Annotated in this window: 14 protein-coding genes and 1 pseudogene; 7 read left to right on the top strand and 8 right to left on the bottom strand. The window is 61.7% G+C overall.

The window, feature by feature from the left end:
• Positions 1 to 124: 124 nt before the first annotated feature.
• From AUC68_RS03665 to AUC68_RS03675, 4 genes and pseudogenes are all read right to left on the bottom strand, one after another.
• Positions 125 to 1,309 carry a glucosamine inositolphosphorylceramide transferase family protein gene (locus AUC68_RS03665; protein ID WP_069436411.1) on the bottom strand — a complete coding sequence of 395 codons (1,185 nt, stop codon included), beginning with the start codon at positions 1,307 to 1,309 and terminating at the stop codon, positions 125 to 127.
• A 397-nt stretch (positions 1,310 to 1,706) separates the two neighbouring features.
• Positions 1,707 to 2,413: pseudogene (locus AUC68_RS16270) on the bottom strand (glycosyltransferase family 4 protein).
• On the bottom strand, positions 2,404 to 2,895 hold the full coding sequence (locus AUC68_RS15520) for a glycosyltransferase (protein WP_083240369.1): 492 nt from the start codon (positions 2,893 to 2,895) through the stop codon (positions 2,404 to 2,406). The pseudogene AUC68_RS16270 and the gene AUC68_RS15520 overlap by 10 nt, the downstream one beginning before the upstream one ends.
• Complete coding sequence (locus AUC68_RS03675; protein WP_141701077.1) at positions 2,892 to 4,259, bottom strand: lipopolysaccharide biosynthesis protein; 1,368 nt, start codon at positions 4,257 to 4,259, stop codon at positions 2,892 to 2,894. Before AUC68_RS03675 ends, AUC68_RS15520 begins: the two co-directional genes overlap by 4 nt.
• A gap of 285 nt (positions 4,260 to 4,544) precedes the next feature.
• Here AUC68_RS03675 and AUC68_RS03680 point away from each other — a divergent pair, with 285 nt between their 5' ends.
• Entirely contained in the window at positions 4,545 to 5,618 is a 1,074-nt protein-coding gene (locus tag AUC68_RS03680; RefSeq protein WP_069436413.1) for a GNAT family N-acetyltransferase, read from the top strand.
• A gap of 123 nt (positions 5,619 to 5,741) precedes the next feature.
• Here the strand turns inward: AUC68_RS03680 and AUC68_RS03685 are convergent, their stop codons facing one another.
• On the bottom strand, positions 5,742 to 7,202 hold the full coding sequence (locus AUC68_RS03685) for an undecaprenyl-phosphate glucose phosphotransferase (RefSeq protein ID WP_083240370.1): 1,461 nt from the start codon (positions 7,200 to 7,202) through the stop codon (positions 5,742 to 5,744).
• A 417-nt stretch (positions 7,203 to 7,619) separates the two neighbouring features.
• Here AUC68_RS03685 and AUC68_RS03690 point away from each other — a divergent pair, with 417 nt between their 5' ends.
• The 6 genes from AUC68_RS03690 to AUC68_RS15525 all read left to right on the top strand — a co-directional run bounded on the left by AUC68_RS03690 (position 7,620) and on the right by AUC68_RS15525 (position 14,752).
• A complete protein-coding gene (locus tag AUC68_RS03690; RefSeq protein WP_069436414.1) occupies positions 7,620 to 8,069 on the top strand; it encodes a Wzz/FepE/Etk N-terminal domain-containing protein in 450 nt (149 codons plus the stop codon).
• Positions 8,066 to 9,859 carry a GumC family protein gene (locus AUC68_RS03695; protein WP_069436415.1) on the top strand — a complete coding sequence of 598 codons (1,794 nt, stop codon included), beginning with the start codon at positions 8,066 to 8,068 and terminating at the stop codon, positions 9,857 to 9,859. The genes AUC68_RS03690 and AUC68_RS03695 overlap by 4 nt, the downstream gene beginning before the upstream one ends.
• Positions 9,860 to 9,867: 8 nt before the next feature.
• Complete coding sequence (locus AUC68_RS03700) at positions 9,868 to 10,674, top strand: WecB/TagA/CpsF family glycosyltransferase (RefSeq protein ID WP_069436513.1); 807 nt, start codon at positions 9,868 to 9,870, stop codon at positions 10,672 to 10,674.
• A complete protein-coding gene (locus AUC68_RS03705) occupies positions 10,674 to 11,864 on the top strand; it encodes a glycoside hydrolase family 5 protein (RefSeq protein WP_069436416.1) in 1,191 nt (396 codons plus the stop codon). Before AUC68_RS03700 ends, AUC68_RS03705 begins: the two co-directional genes overlap by 1 nt.
• Positions 11,865 to 12,074: 210 nt before the next feature.
• Entirely contained in the window at positions 12,075 to 13,283 is a 1,209-nt protein-coding gene (locus AUC68_RS03710; protein WP_141701078.1) for a hypothetical protein, read from the top strand.
• 533 nt (positions 13,284 to 13,816) lie between these two features.
• The gene (locus tag AUC68_RS15525; protein WP_083240371.1) at positions 13,817 to 14,752 is read left to right on the top strand and encodes a JmjC domain-containing protein; all 936 of its coding nucleotides are present in this window, start codon (positions 13,817 to 13,819) and stop codon (positions 14,750 to 14,752) included.
• Positions 14,753 to 15,053: 301 nt separating this feature from the next.
• Here the strand turns inward: AUC68_RS15525 and AUC68_RS03725 are convergent, their stop codons facing one another.
• Genes AUC68_RS03725 through AUC68_RS16655 form a run of 3 tightly spaced genes read right to left on the bottom strand, consistent with a single transcriptional unit; the run spans position 15,054 to position 17,622 of the window.
• Positions 15,054 to 16,241 carry a glycosyltransferase family 4 protein gene (locus AUC68_RS03725; RefSeq protein WP_069436420.1) on the bottom strand — a complete coding sequence of 396 codons (1,188 nt, stop codon included), beginning with the start codon at positions 16,239 to 16,241 and terminating at the stop codon, positions 15,054 to 15,056.
• Positions 16,238 to 17,104: a lipopolysaccharide biosynthesis protein gene (locus tag AUC68_RS03730; protein WP_141701079.1), complete on the bottom strand. Its 867-nt coding sequence runs from the start codon at positions 17,102 to 17,104 to the stop codon at positions 16,238 to 16,240. The genes AUC68_RS03725 and AUC68_RS03730 overlap by 4 nt, the downstream gene beginning before the upstream one ends.
• Complete coding sequence (locus tag AUC68_RS16655) at positions 17,047 to 17,622, bottom strand: polysaccharide biosynthesis protein (protein WP_069436422.1); 576 nt, start codon at positions 17,620 to 17,622, stop codon at positions 17,047 to 17,049. The genes AUC68_RS03730 and AUC68_RS16655 overlap by 58 nt, the downstream gene beginning before the upstream one ends.
• Between the last annotated feature and the right edge of the window lie 311 nt (positions 17,623 to 17,933).

The following is a 17,933-nucleotide window of genomic DNA, read 5'->3' on the forward strand; positions in this document are numbered from 1 at the left end:
ACGGCGTCGATACGTCCCGAACCTACCCTTCGCATGGTTAATAAATGCTGAGCGGATGTCCCGTTATAGGTCGATGGCAGATCGAGGCTTGTCGTCCACCGCCGCGCCGGGGATCTGGACCGGATCACGCTCGGGGTGTCGGCACTCCACGCGCCATGCCGGCTGCATCGCGACGCCCAGACCAATCTTCAAGCCAGCGCCCGAGCAGGCGGCTGCGAGGGGAATGGGCCGATCCGTCGATACATTCCAGCCGCCCCGCCCGATTGAGGGTGTGCAGCCGCTTGCCAGGCCACCCGCGCATTGGCCGAAGCACCGTGCGAACCGTCTGCGCGAAGTGTTCGCGGTCCAGCCGCGTGATCTCGGCCAAGCCGATGCCGGTGCCGTAGCCGTTCGTGCAGTCCTGGACCGGCCGGAACAACTGGCCGCCGCGGGCCACGACGGCCCCGGCGGGCCGCGCCGCCGCCTGATCGATCAGCACGGGATTGCCGGGATGGGCCTCCCAGGGTCCGAGCAGATCGGATGCGAAGAAGATCGATAACGCGTCCGACCACGACCCGCTGCCCGACCGCGTGGTCGCGGTCATCCAATACGTGCCGTCATGGTGGAAGATCGTGGGATCGCTGGCCTCAACCCCTTCAAGGAGTGTCGCCTCATAGGTCCAGTGATCCGGGAATGGATCAGCGCGGTAGAGTCGGACGGTACCGCTTTGCTCGCTCTCGGGGACCATCCAGATTTCGCCGCGATGGTGGAAAACGCCCGGATAGGACAAATGCCAGTCTTCTTGCAAGACGGTTCTTGCCGTGCCGCGCGGACCATCGCTGCCGAAGGGTATGACCGATATAACGGCCTTTTGGATTCTGTGATCCAATGCCTCGACGAAGACCCATTCCGACCCGTCGTGCACAAACGGAAATGGGTCCGCATAGAATTGGAAGCCTGGATCCGGGACGATATTCCAGGGCGTTCCGGCAAGCGAGCCCGTTTCCAAGACGCCCGGACCGTCGACATGACGCCAGCAGGTTCGCCAGTGCGGTGCGTAACAGCATAGGTGGTAGAGCCGGCGGGCGATGACGTAGGGCAGCGTCTTGACCTCAAACGCGACGACGTCGCGAAGCCTTGCGGCATGCGCCGCCGGCATCGGGCGCGGCGCGGGCGGTGCGGACCCGTCCAGGGCAAGGTCGATGACGTCGAGTGTGCGGACGAGGACATTCTCCAGAGCTTCGACAACCGTTCGGGCATTGTCGCCGCTGGCGGTTCCTTGCGCGAGAATCTCGCCGGTATTCACGTCCTTGACCGTGATCAGAGGCATACGCCCTGCGAGGAGTGCTCCGACAAGCGGTGCTTCGCCCGGCGCATCGTCGAACAGGACGGCGTAGGTCTTATGGGGCCTCGGTTCGTCATCGCAAAGATCGATGGTGATGTCGGCATCGCGAGATCACCGCCAGAGGCGAGACCGTCCTGTAGCGCCGCGGAGAGACGCGGTCCGGTTCTGCCGTTGAGCATCGCCTCGAGCGACAGAAAGAGGTCCACCGCCGCCGGTAGCCGGGATGCGGGCGCCGTGTCGACCAGGGAAGCCCGTGTGCCTTTGCGCTCTTGCAGTCTTTTCACAAGGGCAGCGTGGAAGGACCGCAGCCGTGTTGGGTCCACGAGGACGGCGATGTGATGGTCTGATCCGGTTCGCTGTTCCATCGATGCTTTAGGGCGGGTCAGGCCCTGTTGGCCTTGCGCGTCTGCGAATGTAGGCCCTCGATCAGTACAGCATACTGATCGACCATCCCGTCCAGGCTGTAGCGCTCCGGGAGTGCGCGGCCGCGGGCACAGATTTCGCTTCGCAGGCCAGCGTCATCGAGCACCGTCTGCACCGCGTGGGCGAATGCAACCGTGTCCGTGGTATCCACGAAAACGGCCGCAGCCTCTCCGTCCGCGGCCAGAACTTCGCGCAGAACCGGAAGGTCGCTCGCGACGACGGGAACGCCTGCCGCCGCGGCTTCGGCGCTGCGAGCCCAAAGGTTTCCATGGTGGTCGGGAAGACAAAAACATCCAGAGCTCTTAGAAACTTAGCAACGCCCTCGGGCGGAACCTCGCCCAGAAAATGAAGCCGGTCGGACACGCCCAGGGATTTTCCGAGCGCGGCGAGGGTGTCGTGTTCGGCGCCTTGCCCCACGATGGCCAGGTGCCAGTCTGTACCGGGGAGCAGCTTGATTGCCCTGTCGTGTCCCTTCTTGGGACTGAGCCGCGCGACCGATCCGAGAAGGGTGACGTCTGTGGGAAGTCCAAACGCCTCCCGCGCCTCCGTCTTGGTCGCCCGGCTTTGCTTGGGGTCGAACCCGTGATCGATGCGATAGACTCGCTTCTGGTATGCGGCGGGGTAGCCGGCATACTCGTCGGCGACCGTCTTGCAGTTCACAACCACGCTGTCGAAAGCACCGATGGTTCCGAACGCTTGTCAATCGGCCAGACCCATTTGGGAATCACACCGGCGGGACCGTTGCGGTTGGCGATCACAAAAGGGACGCCCGCCAGCCGCGCCGCGACTGCGCCGACGATGTTGCCATAGTGCTGGAAACAGACGATGGCGTCGGGCTTGAGTTCCCGGAGGTAGCGACAAAGCCGGTAGGCTACTTTCGAGAGCCCGACGAGATCGCGGGGCCGTTCCGGAGCACAGAACATGACGTTAGGCTGATCGTCGAAGGCATCCGTGCGGCGATAGAGATAGACGTTATGAACTTCGTATCCGCGCTTGGTTAGGCCGATATCGAGATTGCGCGAAATCTCCTGTGCGCCGGCGGCTTCGGCCTGAGTCTGGAGCAGGACAATGCGCCGGCATCCACCGGTCGGGGCGGTCGTCACGGTTGCGCCCTTGTTGTCGCTGGAAGCTGCTGCAAGACTGGTCATGCTCTCTCGCTTTTTGCCAGATTTGGGCCTTCGCCGGGCTGGGCCAGTTCGGCGAGCGCCTTCTGCTGAAACAGTGACAGTACGGATGGGTCGATGCGAATGAACCGGCGGCACGCCACGACGAGGGCTCCGGCCGTTAGAGCCGTTGCCGCCGCTCCCGCGATCGCCGCACCTGTCAGTCCGAACAAGGTCCCAAGAAGGGCAATCGAGCTCATCCGCAAGATCAAGGCGGTTGTCATCACCACGGGATAGAGGCGTTCGTGCCCCGTTAGCAACAAGAGATGGGGAGCGGGGCCTGCCAGCCCGGTCAGGAGCCCGCCCAGCGTCAGAATGACCAATACGGGATAGATATCCACGTAGGGCGCGCCATAGAAGGAGAGCAGGAGTTTGCCCGCGACCACAATGACCCCCACGATGGCCCCCGAGAGCAGCAGGCTGACGATCGCTAGCGAGCGCAGCATCGACTGAAGCTCGGCAGTGGAATCGTTGTGGAAGAGCAGGCTGATGTGTCTCGTGGCGTAAGTCGTCAGACCGGACGCGATCATGGCGAACGCGTTCGTGATTCGCGTGGCGGCGAAGTAGAACGCGGCGGCAGCGGGACCAAGAATGAATCCGACGACCACCACTTCGAGATATTGGCTGCTTGAGTCCAGTAGAGCCGATGGCCACATGCGAGAGGAACGGCGTCGCCACAGATCCCGTTCGAACTGAGGCTCCGCCTCCCGTACGGCGGCCGGAATGACCTGCCGTATCCGCAGCCATTGACCGAAGACGGAGACGAGAAGAATCGCGCCGCTTACGAGGAAGAATTCCGTGGCCGTAAAGCTCGCTCCCGTGCCGGCGATCACAAGGATCGCGACAATGACGGTGGTCCGCCAGAGGAATTCACGTGGGATTTCCGCAAGTGCGACACCCGATACGACCAAGGACAGCCGGCTGGTGAATGTCGTCAGCGTTTGCGCAAACAGGAATAGGCCTGCGCTGGCGGCAAACCATGGCCCCGGAGCCGATCCCGAAAGGAACCAGTAGAGCACGACCGCAAGCGACGAGAGGGTCGCTCCATACAGGACGATCCGGGCGCCGAATTGTAGGGCCCCGCGGGCGAGCGACGGGCTGGTGCCGGCATACTCGCCCCAGGAGCGCGCGATGAGCACTTCCTGGCCGAAGTTCATGGCAATTGCGATAAATGAGAGCGTGTTGAACACGACGGCCAATTGACCGAAGGCATCCGGGTTCATTTGCCGCGCCGCGAGGGCGAACATGATGAAGGCCAAGGCAGACCCGCAAGCCTTCACGGCAAGTGTCGAGACGCTGCCGAGCAATGTACCGTTCGATAGGATGCCACGAATGCGGGCAGTCAACACGAGGGCCTCCTTCCGGGCCGTAGCTTGCCCTCGTCCTCTAACGCGCAATTGTGAAGAAATACTAGAGCGATCCGGCGTCTTGCTCGAACGCCGGTGGCGTACTTGCCGCGCGGACAGGCGCGTGCGCAGCGATGTCGCAGGCACCAAGCAGGCGACCAAAGCAAAATTACGGCACGGAACGTTACCCAACTCGTTAACGTTGATTTGCGACAACACTGCCAGGGAAGGCTCATAGCCGCGATACCTTGCCGACGTAGCGCAGGGTCTGCGAGGGATGCGCAAGTCATGGTCGACTTCACGTGGTGCAATGAATTCGATTTCCGGTCCGAGCCGTACGAGAGACTGTTCGGCCGGTCCGCCGCGTCCGGCTTTCAGCACCCCATTTGGCTCGCACGCGTCTATGGCCAGCTTGTCCCGGCGAAGGGCGTGCATCCCGCGATTTTGACCGGGTATCGCAAATCCGACGGCCGGCTCGTCTATGTCGTGCCCATGGTGAAGCGCTCCTTCGCGTCGGTGTCCTATGGCGAGTATGCGGACCTGGGCGTGATGGACTACTGCAGCCCCGTCGTCGACGACTGGATGGCCAAGGCACTCCGGACGGATAGGGCTTTGCGCGAGGATCTCGGGGCCGCCTGGCGGCAATTCACGATTGCGCGGCTTCAGAAACTGCATGCCGAGAATGTCCGCCAAATCCTTGGCTTACAATCCGCGTGTTGCACGACGATGGCTGTCCACGCGCACTCGGCCCTCATCAAGGCCCCGTTCTCGACATGGCGTGAGACGGCGCTGACGGACAGTTTCCGGCGCTTTCTGGACCGCAAGCGCAGGCTGCTCGGGAAGAAGGCCGAAATCGAATTTTCGGTCGCGACGAACGAGGAGACCATCGAGACCGCCTTTCGCGCGCTCCGGGCATTCCACCGGCAACGTTGGACCAACAGCCTCTTGCAGCAGGAAATCTACTATGACTTCTATCGGGATGTTGCGCTTGAGGGCAGCCGGGTTGGCGCCGCGCGCACATATCTGCTGACGGCCGACGGGCAGCCCGCCGGCGTCCTTTTTGGTCTGGCCAGCCGCGGGCGCTTCTACTTGCTCTTCATGGGTGTCAACTACGACGTGTTTCGCAACTACTCCGTTGGCCTGCTGATGATCGAAAGCGCTATCGAGGATGCGATTGCACGGCACGAGAGGGTTTTCGATCTGACGATCGGGGATGAACCGTACAAGGACAGTTTCGGAACCGTCTCGACGCCGATGTATGCGGCATGGTTTGGGCCGCCCGCGGCCGCGCGCGTCGCGAGCGTCGCTCAAGGCGCCCGAGCGAAGATCCGCTCGGCCAGGACACGGCTGGTCACGCCGTAGCATGCCGGGCGAGTTCTGACGGCAGACGTCTTTGCGCTGGCCCATTCGTAGGCGCGGCCGACAGCCCGCGGCGCATCCGGCCGGAGGGGCAGCCAAGCCATCCCGACTACGACAGAATCGTCTCTAGAACGCGTTGCGGTAGGCGGTGGCCGAGAAGACGGTCCAGAACAGGATCAGCACATCGCGGGCGAGGGACCAGTTCTCGATGTAGAACAGATCGTACTCGAGGCGCCGCTCGACCTTGTCGGGCGTGTCGGTCTCGCCGCGATACCCATGAACCTGCGCCCAGCCCGTGATTCCCGGCTTGACGTTGTGGCGGCAGGCATAGCTGTCGACAACCTTCTCGAACTCGTGGTCGTGCGCGATCGCATGCGGACGAGGGCCCACCAGCGACATTTCTCCGCGGATCACATTAAGAAGTTGCGGCAGTTCGTCGAGGTTCAACCGGCGCAGCCAGCGGCCCACACGCGTGATACGCGGGTCATGCCGTGTGGCCTGATTGACGATGGGTCCGTCGTCGAGCGTGGTCATCGTTCTAAATTTCAAGATCGGGAACGGCTTCCGGTTGAAGCCATACCGCTGCTGACGGAAGAACACGGGGCCCGGACTGTCGAGTTTGATCAAGATCGCGATGACGACCATGAACGGCGCGGCGACGGCGAGAGCGAAGACTGCCGCGAAAAAATCGAAGACCCGCTTCTGCAGCAGATCGAAACGCGACAGAGGCGCGCGAACGAGCTGAAGGCTAGCGAGCGGGCCGTGGCGGGCAAGATCCGCATTGCTGTAGTGCTGTAGGGCATGGTCCGGGCCGATATGGACTTCGCAAGGCAGGCCGACCAGGACCTGAACGCACCGGTCGATCAGATCCCGCTCGGACCACGGAATGAGCACGAAGATCGCGTCCGGCTCCAAATGGCGCACATGGGGCGAGACGGTCGCGAGGTCGCGGCTCAGTTCCTCCTGTCGGACTGGCGCCGTCTCCCGGAGGGTGGCATCGCTCAGATAGCTGCTGCCAACGATCTCGATCCCGAGGGCCGAGGTGTCGAAATGCGCCGTGAACCGCTCGACCTCCTGGGGCGTCCCAATCAGGAAGATGCGCTTGGTGGCTATAATGCCGGCGCTGGCGGCCCGGCGAACGAGCCGGACAAGGGCATAGCGGACGAGAAGGAGCGTGCCAAAGCCTGTGACGTAGTAGAGAAGCAGCCAGCCCCGCGAATAGTCCTCGCTGGCCTTGATCAGGAAACCAAGCACGAGGAGGCAGGCAAAGGTTGCGTTCCACAGCTGGAATAGCCGCCGCGGGTGGGTCTTGAAGCTCAGGAAATGACTGAGCCGGTATTCCCCCCGGAAGAGGTTGGAGATCAGAATGATCGAGGCCGCGAGGGTTCCCACCTGGAAATAGCCGATGACGTCCCCGCGTTCGCCGTAGGCCACCAGATGGTAGAGAAGTCCGCTCACCACCGAGGCGGCGGCGATTGCGGCCGTTTCCGTGGCCACGGCCGCGAGAGCCGCCAGCTCGGTGGCGAAACTCTTCCAGTTTTGCGCGCGCTTCTCTGGTTTCCAACGCGAAACAAGCGTGTCGCTCATGCCAAACGGTCTCTTCTGTCTCAACGAGTTGAATTGGCCTCGGAGTGCTAGATGCGTGCCACAGGATGCGGCGGGGCCTTGGACTGCTGTTTGACAGGCATTTGTGCTGGGACGGCACGCCGACTGTCTCACGCCGGCACACTTGGGGGCCGTTTGGGCCAGTTGCCAGTATGGCTAACGAAATATTAATGTCACAAGTTGACGCATTTGCGCCGCAATGGCACGGGGCGGACACGCAGTACGAGACAGGCTTACGGAAATTTAAGATTAACCGTTTGTTGACTCGGTTTGCCGTTGGTTCCATCTGGAACTGGCACCGGTTTTGCTCCAAGCAGCTTGATAGCCATCGAATTCTTTGCAGCTTTTCTTCCCCCGGGGGGGCCTCCCCGCGCGCTGGTCTTTAAGGACTCCTTTTCGATGCTGTGCTTGAGTGAGGAAACTTCGATCGAACCGGAAGGCTCGCGCAACGAACTCATGCGCGGCCCACGTCTCGACCAGGGAGGGTTGGGGGCGCCTTTGGATATTGGACAGTTGATCAAAGTGCTCCTGTCCCGGGCCAAGCTCATCTTGGGCATGGCGCTGGCCGCGGCTGCCTTGGCGGCGGCATTTCTGCTGCTCTTTCCCGCCAACTACACGGCGACCGCCATCGTGCTGCTCGACCCGCGTCAGCCGCGCGTGACGAATTCGGAGGAGGTTCTGTCCGGGATCGGCAGTGACGCCGCCGCGGTTGAGAGCCAGATCGAACTCGTCAAGTCGCCCGTGCTGGCGCGTAAGGTCATTGCCGAACTCCACCTCGAGTCGGACCCGGACTCACAGCAACGTCCATCCTGGACGACATCAAGGCCGAGTTTGGCCTTGGCGAGATGACGCCCGAACAGCGCGAGACGGCACTCGTGGACCAGTTCGAGGACGCGCTCGAGGTTCAGCGCCGCGGTCTCACATATGTTCTCGAGATCAATTTCAGTTCGACGAATCCGGACAAGGCGGCCCAGATCGCGAATGCGGTCGCGGATGCGTATATTCAAGGCCAGCAGGACCTGAAGGCCGAACTGACTTTGGGCGCATCAAAGTGGCTCGACGCGCAGATCGAGACCATGCGCCAGCGGGTTCGGAAGTCCGAACAGGCGGTCGCGGACTTCTCGGCCGAGCACGACATTGTCGATGTCACGCAGGGCAACCAGCTTGTCGAGAGGCGCATGGAGGATATCTCGGAGCAGCTTGCGGTGGCGCAGGCGCGCGAGGCCGAAGTCGGTGCGCGCCTGAAGGAGGTGCAGGCCGCCGCCAAGGGCCGGAATGCTGCCGAGGCGCTCTCCGAAATCCTCAAGTCGGAGACGATGACGGGTTTGCGCGATCAGTACGCCAACGCCGCGCGCTTGGACGCCCAATACCGTGCGATCTATGGCTCGCAGCACCCGGTCCTGGTTGCGTCCCGCGAGCAGCTGGTCGAATTGAAGCGCCAGATCGACCAGGAAGTGGCACGGGTGCTCCAGGGGTTGCGTACCGAGGAGAGGGCGGCGGCGGAGCAGGCCACCACGCTCCAGGCTGAGCTCAACACTCTCAAGAAGGAATCCGAGAAGGCGCGCCAAGCCAGTGTCCCGCTTGCGGCCCTGACGCGGGAGGCAGCGGCCGACCGTGCGCTGCTTGAGCAGTATCTGGGACGCCTCAAGGAAACGAGACAGGAGCAGACGCTGCGCTTCGAGAACGCGCGCGTTATCTCTCCGGCACTTGCGCCGTTGAAACCCTCGCGCCCGGGCAAGTTCATTCTGGTGATGGCGGCGGCCATTGTCGGCGGCATTTGCGGCACCGCGCTCGCGCTGGTTCTTGAGCAACAACGGCGCGGACTGGTCTCGGCGAGTGAAGTCGAGCAGGTTTTGCGACTGCCTTATCTCGGCACGCTGCCTGATTTGCGAAAGGCGCGCTCGCCGCTCAATCCCTTGTCGTGGTTTGGTGGATCCGGCCGGCGAGCCGAAGATGCGCGCGCTCAAGCGGAGTACACGCGCACCGTTTCGGCGATTGCGCGGCGTCTGCGTCGCTCGGCCGCCAAAGAGGGCGAGATCGTTGTCGTGACGTCGGCCTTGCCTGGAGAAGGCAAGTCGACCTTTGCCGCCAACTTGGCGCGGGCCTCCGCGGCGTCCGGGGTGAAGACGTTGCTTGTCGACGGCGACGGGTACTCGGGACAGATCACGAGGATGTTCGGCGTCATCGGGCCTGGCCTACAGGAACTCACCGAGGGGCGGCGGCACGTCCGCAATACCGCTATGAGCGACGTATCGAGCGGGCTCTATGTGGTGGGGACCGGCGACATGCAAGGCGCACAATTCCACCATTTGGACGAGCGGGCGGTCTCCGCCGTGCTCAAGGACTTCCAGGACTATTTCGACGTCATTGTCGTCGACAGTCCGGCGATTCTGCCGACCGGCGGCCGCATGATCGAATGCGCCGACCGGATTGTCATGTTGGCCGAGTGGCGGCGCACCGACCGCTCTGATGTCATCGACGCCTTGGACATGATGGGTCCGCATGAATCCCACGTCGCGGGAGTCGTTCTGAGCAAGGCGCCTTTCGAGGGGAGGCCTACGTCTTCCGCCGACCGGCACTACGATCCCGATATCTACGCCGCCGGAGCGGCGCCGCTGTGTCTCCCGAGGGAAGCGTGACCGTGCATATGTCCAGCATACCCACGTCCGTGCAGGCGGTCCCGCGCATTTCGATGGGCGGCCTGCCGATCGCTGTCATGAATCGTGAAGAGACCGCAGCGTTCCTGGTGGACGCCGCGCTCGCCGCGCGCGGTCGCGATGTGGCCCCGCTCATCGTCTCGTCTGCCAACGGGCAGGTCTTGTCCCTCTGCGCGTCGGACCCCAAGATCAAGAATCTCTATCTTTCCTCCGATCTCATCAGCGCCGACGGCATGTCGCTGGTTCACGTTTCGAAATTGCGGGCGCAAACGCCGCTCCCGGAGCGGGTTGCGACGACCGACCTGTTTCACGACGTGGCGCGAGAGGCCCAGAGAAAGGGTGCGAGGTTTTTCATGCTGGGCGCCAGCCAGGGAAACATCAGCAAGGCCGTGACCAACGTGCGCACGATGTACCCCGATCTGGAGGTTGTGGGCTTTCGCAACGGCTATTTCAGCCTCTACGAAGAGGCCATTGTCGATCAGATCAACAAGAGCGGCGCCGACATTCTATGGGTCAGCATGGGCGTACCGCGCCAGCTCGAATTTGCCATGCGATGGCGCCCCCAGCTGAAGGTCGGCGTTCTGAAGACATCGGGCGGCCTGTTCGACTTCCTTTCCGGCCGGGACAGCCGGGCGCCGCAGTGGATGCAAGACGCCGGGCTCGAGTGGCTATACCGGCTGGGTTTGGAACCGCGCCGCTTGTTCTGGCGCTATGCCGTTACAAACATACACGCCACGTATCTCCTTTTCTCAATGCCTGTTGCCGTCCTTCCCGCTTGCGACGCGGAGCCGGACTGATGCCGCATCGTGCGCGTCTACTCGTAGCGGCACTCGTCACGTCGGTCCTGGCGGTCATGCACCCGGGGAACGCGCTCGCGCGCACCAAGGACTGCGCCGCCGAGTTCAGCGCGTCCGTGTCCGCCAGCCGGATCGATGCCCTGGCGCGGGGTTTCAACCTCAACGGCTGGCTCGATACCGACGAGGGCATTGCACCGGATGTCTTGGCGTTGGCGGAACTGAGAGCCCGCGGGTTCACCCATGTCCGCTTGCCGATCCAGCCGGCCCGCTTCATGAAGCCGTTCAGCGACCAAGCCGAGATTGCACGCAACTTTTCCGAGCTCGATGCGGCGCTTGATCAGCTGCAGAAGCTTGGCTTCGCGGTGAGCATCGATCTCCACCCCGGCAAGCGGCTCGGCCGCGTGTTCGATGCGGCTCCTGATGCGGGGCTGCAGCTGGTGAAGGGACTTTGGCGCAAGATCGCGCGGCGCTATGCCGGCCGCTCGCCCGATACGCTCTATTTCGAGGTGCTGAACGAGCCCTCCGTCGCGGCAGCCGACTGGGAGCGCATGGGCCCGAAGATCGTGAAGGCCATCCGCGCCGAAGCTCCCGATCACACGATCGTCTACGCACTCACGCCGCTTCAGCGTCTGGATGAGATGACCAGACAGAGGCCGCTCGACGAGCCCAATGTCGTGTACGCGGCCCACTACTACGATCCCATGGTCTTTACGCACCAAGGCCGCGATTGGGGCGACGGGCCGCTGCGTGATTTGCATGGTGTGCCATTTCCGCTGCATGCGGACGATCCCGATGTCGTGGCGCTGCAGCAGCAGCTTCGCCGGGACGGCCACGACGAAGCCGCAGAGACGCTCACCGACGCGCTGAATAGCCCGTGGGACGATGGCCGCATCGACCATGCCATCGCCGGGGCCGCTCAGTGGGCACGGCAAAACCGGGTTCCCGTCATCATCAATGAATTTGGCGCGTTGTCCTGGGCCGCACCCCGGGCCGACCGCCTGTACTGGTATGGGGCGGTCAGCCGCTTGGCCGAGACACATTGCTTCGGCTGGGCCTGTGGGACTACGCGCAAGGGTTCGGGTTCGTCCAACGCGATCACGGCCGGGAGATTCCTGATGAGGACATGCTCGTCGCGTTGTTCGGAGATTTGTCTGGGCGTCCTAAGCAGGATGTTCACCCCTAGCGCGTAGGAGTCTGCCCCCGGAAACGCTCCTTCGGCGGTTCTTGGGACGTGTTCGGCGCAAAAGGCCCTCAGACCGCGGCGGTCGAGGGCGGCCCAATGAGACGCGCGCCTGCACTTGACGGGCGTCGGATCGGAAGAGGCGGAAGCGGTGTCGCTAGAGCTGACACATGAACGGGTAAGAGCGCGGTCTTCGGGAGAGAATCCCGGGGCGGTGTTCGTGCGCGACTGGGGCGGGATCTTTCTCGGCCTCCTCGCGATCGGCCTGCCCGTGACGCTTCATCTCGTCAGCCCCGCGCTTGCGATCCTGCTCTGCGCGGTCGTGGCGGTCATGGTTGCCAATTTTGCGACATCCGTCGTGCCGGTCGTCCTGGTCTTTTCCTACCTGTTCCAGAACCTGGTCGTGGCATTCGTTTCTCCCGGGCTATCGTCGCCCCAGGAGTTGGACGCGATCCGAGCCTACAACTTCGTAATCACGGCCGTCGTCTGGCTCGTCCTCTATGCGGGATATTGGATCGAGCGCAAGGACATGGATCCGCGGCTGCGCCGGTTGATCGATTTCACCACCGGCGCCCTCGTCCTTATAGGGCTCTATTTTTGCCTGGGCGCCGTTTCCAATTTCGTTCCGGCGGTCGTCTATCTGAGAAACGTCGCGACTCCGTTTTTCCTGATCCAGATCTTCGCATTGGTGGCCTATCGCGGAAAGGTCGAGTTCGTGCGACCGCTTGCCGTCATGGCGTTCCTGGCGCTGATGTACGGCTATGCGGAGCTGTTCTTCCAGGAAGACTTCTACAAGCTCACAAACGGCGAGGCCTATCTGAAGCTCGGCGTGCAAAAGTCGTTCGAGCAGGGAACGTTCCTGGAAGAGATGCAGCAGACGGGATTCGTGTTGCGGAGCTACCTCGATACGATGCAGGTCAGCCTGTTCAACACGCCCTTACTGGCCGACTGGAACATCACGGTAAGCCGCGTCGTTGGACCAAACTTCCATCCGATCAGCTATGCCTATTTCCTGGTTGGCGCTTCGCTCATCTTGATGGCCACCGGCCGTTGGCTCGTGCCGGTGCTTGCCGTGCCACTGGTCCTCATCGTGGGCTCGAAGGGTGCCGTCATCCTGTTTGCATTGTGCGCCATGGCACTGTTCCTTTCGAAGTATGTCCCGGCCTCCCGCCGCTATTGGTTTTATATGCTTATCCTGACGGTCTACGCGGTCGCCGGAATCATCGTCGGCATAAGGACGAGTGACTATCACGTCGTCGGTTTCATCGGCGGTATCAGAGGTTTCCTGGCCAATCCGTTGGGGCATGGCCTTGGCGCAGGTGGCAATTTGTCTCCCGTCGACGGCCCCGCGATTGGGGCCTGGCCCAACAGACCGGGTACACGGATGTCGGAGTCGAAAGTGCCGTCGGCGTCCTTCTCTACCAGGTAGGCATTGCCGCCCCTGTGCTCCTGGCTCTTCTCTTTTGGATCAGTCGATGCCTGTGGAACGACTACAAGGTTTCCGGTCAACTCGTGTTCGTGGCAGGAAGTCTCGGTCTTGCGGCTGTGGTGGTCAATGGCATCTTCCAGGAGGAGGCGTTGTTCTCCCCGCTCGCGGGGGCGTTCTTTGCCGGCTTTGCGGGCCTACTCCTGGGCTCGTTCTACCGTGAGGGCGTTGCTACGGCTTCCGAACCTGCCCCGCTACTCCGCCGTGTGGTACGGCCGACGTCCCGTTTCGCACCGCGATCCGCGCTGCGAAGAGCGCGGGTGACATGAGCACGTTCGCCGCAAGAGAGACGGCAGCAGGAGCGGAAACCTTAAGCGAGTCCACGATCCGAGATTTTCGACGAGTTCGGAAAAAGTAACGGTTAATTTCAACCAAATCCGACTTATATACTGTGCAGAGTGTTGTGCCATTCCTAGTATGGAATGTCTGTGAATGCAGGTTAAGTTCGTTTTTCTTTGACGAAGTGGTACACGAAAATGAAGTTTGATTGGCCCGCCGATATGGCGTCGCGATTTCGAAAAGAGATCGTTTGCTCAACGCATGATGTGCATACGTCGAACTTGTTTTCAGACGAAGCTCTTGCGGACCTGCTAGACCGCTATCCGCGTGAAAAGTTGGGCTTTTATACTTTTCCGCCGCATTCAGACGGCGCTGTCGCGGCGTCTCGCTGCCAAGCGCCGACCGCCTCGGGTGCAACACTCCTGGAAGCGGTAAGAAAGGGCCGTATGTGGCTGAACTTGCGAAATGTCGGCGCCTACCTCCCCGAGTACAAGGCAATTGAAGACACAGTCTTCGAACAGTTCGAGGCCGCGACGGGGGAAAGAACCTTCAAGCGAGACGTTGGTGTGTTGATTTCCTCTCCCAATGAGCACGTTCACTATCACCTGGACATTCCCATGGTTTGTCTCGTGCATCTTCGCGGACAAAAAACGGTGTACGTTTATCCCTGCAACGAACCCTTCGCGCCACAGCCACAAGTCGAAGGCATCGCGCTGCGAGAACAAGAGGAACAACTGACATTCCAAAGTCAGTTTGATAAGGCGGCGGTCGAACTTGTGATGAATCCCGGCGACGCCGTCACATGGCCGCAAGCCGCGCCTCATCGTGTTCAGAATTCGGATAGCTTGTGCGTGTCCCTCTCTTGTGAGTTCTTGACGCTGCCGGCCCTGATCCGAGCGAATGCGATCTACACGAATGGGTTGCTTCGCCGCAAACTGGGCCTCAAGCCGCGACTGACGGACAAGATCGGCTTGGACCAAATCGCCAAAGCGGCCATCGCCAGAGCGAGCAAACTGGTGAACCCCCCTCCCAAAGCCGCTCCTGCTCCCATCGTATTTGAGCTTGATGAAAATACTCTGGAGTTGATTGAGCTGTCTCCTGGCGCGCTTTCGGCCCTTCACGCGCCTGCATGAAATGTTGAAGACGTCGAGCTCCGATTGAAACGACACCTCCGCCCCCAAGTTGGCGCCGAGCTGCGACGCGGGAAAGCCCATTGGTGTTCGTCTCGACAGTTGTGAAGAGATCACCGATCCGTATGCTGCCTACGCAGGCGGCGTGCATGCGGACGAAGCACGCGTGGCGGGCCCTTTCCGCGAGACGATCGGTGAGAGTGGCCCGTGACGGCCGACGACGCTGCCGGTCAATCAGGGTACGGATGGCCTGACCCGTCATGGTTTGCCGGCTCCGCAACCCGGCGCTAGCGCTCTGGCTGGATTAGAGGGTCCGATAGGGGGACTCACCTCGAAGTCCCTCAATCAGGGCCGCATACTCGTCCACCATTCGCTCTCGGCCATAGCGGCCCGGAAGGCTGCGACCCCTGGCGCAGATGTCGTCACGCATGGTCTTGTTCCCGAGAAGATCGTCAACGGCGTGTACAAAACCAGCGGCGTTGGTCGTATCCACAAACACAGCGGCGGGCTTACCATCGACGGCCAGAACTTCCCGCAAGACAGGGAGATCGTTGGCCACGACTGGCACGCCTGCCGCCGCAGCCTCCACGCCTGCGAGACCAAATGTCTCCATCCGCGTGGGAAATACGAATACATCGAGAGCCCGCAAGAACGCCGCAACGCCCTCGGGAGGAAGCTCGCCGACGAAGCTAACCCGGTCGCTCACGCCTAGAGACCGTGCAAGTGTCTCGAGGCTCTCGCGGTCAGGGCCCTGCCCCGCAATCGCAAGGGACCAATCGCGGTTTGCGAGCAGCCTGATTGCGCTGTCGAGATGTTTGTTCACACTGAGCCGGCCGATGGTGCCAAGAAGCGTCACGTCCTTTGGAAAGCCAAATCGTTGCCGCGCCTCAACCTTGCTCAGATTACTGCGCTTTGGATCGAAGCCATGGTCGATGCGCAAGATGCGCGCGCGATAGGACGCGGGATAGTCCAAGTACTCGTCCGCCACCGCCTTGCAGTTGACCACGACACGGTCGAATAGGCCGATCGTTCCGAACGCTTTGTCAACCGGCCAAACCCATTTTGCGACGAGCCCTGCCGCGCCGTTTCTATTGGCAATGACATAAGGGACGCCCGCAAGCTTTGCCGCCACTGCTCCGGCAATATTACCGTAATCTTGAAAACAGATTAGGATCTCCGGCCTGAGGGCGCGGAGACGCGCGACAAGGTTGTACACGAGCTTGAGCAAACCCAGTGGGCCGTGGGGACGTTCCATGGCGCAAAACGAAGAGTTGGACTGCTCGTCGAAGGCGCCGGTGCGTCGGTAGAGATAAATGTTGTGTACGTCGTAACCACGTTGGGTCAATCCAAGGTCGAGAATCCGGGAAATTTCCTGGGCGCCGGCGGCTTCCGCCTGGGTTTGCAGCAGGACGAGGCGGCGCGCTACCGCGCCGCTGCTTCCAGCATCCCGCCTCGGTTGCTGTTTGGGCCCCTGTGCCTTGGTTGCTTTCATGCCCCCTCCCGCGGCCCCTCGTCTTTGCGGTTCGCGCCGAGCGGAATGCGACGAACGGCAGCCAGAACAGAAGGGTCAACGCCAAGCACCCAGCGACATGCCACCACCAGCGCGACCGCGGTGGCAGCCGCCCCGAGGCTTCCTGCGATGGCGGCGCCTATGAGACCAAGCCAATAGCCAAGGATGACGATTAGGCCAATTCTCACGGCCAATGTTCCGGCCACGATCCACGGGTAAAGGCCGTCGTGACCTGTGAGCAATAGAAGGTACGGCGCGGGCCCGGCCATGGCGGTCAAGGAGCCACCGACGGCGAGGATCAGCAGGGCAGGATAGACGTCGGTGTAGGAGGGCCCGAACAAGGAAAGAAGCAGCTTGCCGCCGAGCATGATGACGATGAAGGCCCCCAACCCAAGCAAGAGACTCAAGATCGCCAGGGAGGAGAGAAAATCTCGGAGTTCTTCCGTTGTTCTTCCATGATAGAGGGGACTAATGTGGCGTGTCGCATAGATCGTCATGGCGCCAGCGATCATTGCGAAGACATTGGTGATCCGCGTGGCGCTGAAATAGTAAGCCGCCGTTGAGGGGCCAAGTACGATGCCAATCACGATCACTTCGAGATACTGGCCACTGGCATCGAGTAGCGACGAAAGCCACATCCTGGATGACCGAAGGCGCCAGTTCGCGACGTCGAACTCTGCCGAGGCATTCTTAACGGAATCAGGGACAAGCTGCCAAACGCGCCAACCTTGGCACAACAGGCTGAGGCCCATTGCAGCCGCTGCGACGAAAAAGAAGGTCGCAACGTTCAGATGCATGCCGACGTAGCTCCCGCACAGTATGAGGGCAATGATCGCGAGCCGCATGGTATGTCCCTCGGGAGCACGGCCACGACCACGTTGCCGGCGACGAGCGCGAAGCGCGAAAAGAAGGTGACGAGTGCTTCTGCAAGCAAAAACAGGCTTGCCGCGACTGGGATCCACGCCGATTCGTAGGTCCCAAACTGCAGCCACAAGCAAAGGCACAACAGCGCGCCGACGGCGCCTCCGACCGTGGCGATCGTCATCCCGAATGCAAGCGCCCCACGAGCTAGGGCGGGTCGGTTCGTCTCGCAATACTCTCCCCACGAACGAGAGATCAGGGATTCCTGGCCGAAGACGACCGCAACGCCAAGGAAACCCATCGCATTGAAGATGACGACGAGGGACCCGAAAGAGTGAGGTTCCATTTGCCGCGCTGCGAGCGCGAACATGACGAAGCCGGAGACAGAGGCGGCGAAAATCAGCACGAGAGATACGCCGCCGCCCACAAAAATGCTGCTGCCGACTGCGCGCCGCAACAGAGCCTTGAGCGCTACTGTCGTTGATTTGGCCGAAGGTAACATTTGTTCTTCGCGACGTACGATTGGCGTGGTTGAAACCGACTGCGGTCAAACGAGATCGAGGTCAAAAATTACCCCAGCGTTCAGCTGCGACCAGCGCTCCCTGTCACTGCCAGCCATGGTAGCTCCGAGCCGGAGCGGTTTACTCTTCCGGAATCTGAGGGGAAGCGCGCGCGTTCCCGAACCGATCTGTATTCGTATCTCATGCTTGTGTTTGATACACGCTTAACGACTTTGGCCTGCCAAGCCATTGTCGGGGCCTGGGTTTATAAGACGCGCGACAGTGCCGGGGATGTGCCCTGAAGGAATGCGGG

Source organism: Methyloceanibacter methanicus, from assembly GCF_001723285.1.
Taxonomy (GTDB): Bacteria; Pseudomonadota; Alphaproteobacteria; order Rhizobiales; family Methyloligellaceae; genus Methyloceanibacter; species Methyloceanibacter methanicus.

Coding starts and splice junctions, on each gene's coding strand:
- AUC68_RS03665 (WP_069436411.1), bottom strand. CDS start 1,309: ATGCCTCTGATCACGGTCAAGGACGTGAATACCGGCGAGATTCTCGCG.
- AUC68_RS15525 (WP_083240371.1), top strand. CDS start 13,817: ATGAAGTTTGATTGGCCCGCCGATATGGCGTCGCGATTTCGAAAAGAG.
- AUC68_RS03680 (WP_069436413.1), top strand. CDS start 4,545: ATGGTCGACTTCACGTGGTGCAATGAATTCGATTTCCGGTCCGAGCCG.
- AUC68_RS03730 (WP_141701079.1), bottom strand. CDS start 17,104: ATGCGGCTCGCGATCATTGCCCTCATACTGTGCGGGAGCTACGTCGGC.
- AUC68_RS03695 (WP_069436415.1), top strand. CDS start 8,066: ATGACGCCCGAACAGCGCGAGACGGCACTCGTGGACCAGTTCGAGGAC.
- AUC68_RS03700 (WP_069436513.1), top strand. CDS start 9,868: ATGTCCAGCATACCCACGTCCGTGCAGGCGGTCCCGCGCATTTCGATG.
- AUC68_RS03690 (WP_069436414.1), top strand. CDS start 7,620: ATGCTGTGCTTGAGTGAGGAAACTTCGATCGAACCGGAAGGCTCGCGC.
- AUC68_RS16655 (WP_069436422.1), bottom strand. CDS start 17,622: ATGTTACCTTCGGCCAAATCAACGACAGTAGCGCTCAAGGCTCTGTTG.
- AUC68_RS03685 (WP_083240370.1), bottom strand. CDS start 7,202: ATGAGCGACACGCTTGTTTCGCGTTGGAAACCAGAGAAGCGCGCGCAA.
- AUC68_RS15520 (WP_083240369.1), bottom strand. CDS start 2,895: ATGACCAGTCTTGCAGCAGCTTCCAGCGACAACAAGGGCGCAACCGTG.
- AUC68_RS03725 (WP_069436420.1), bottom strand. CDS start 16,241: ATGAAAGCAACCAAGGCACAGGGGCCCAAACAGCAACCGAGGCGGGAT.
- AUC68_RS03705 (WP_069436416.1), top strand. CDS start 10,674: ATGCCGCATCGTGCGCGTCTACTCGTAGCGGCACTCGTCACGTCGGTC.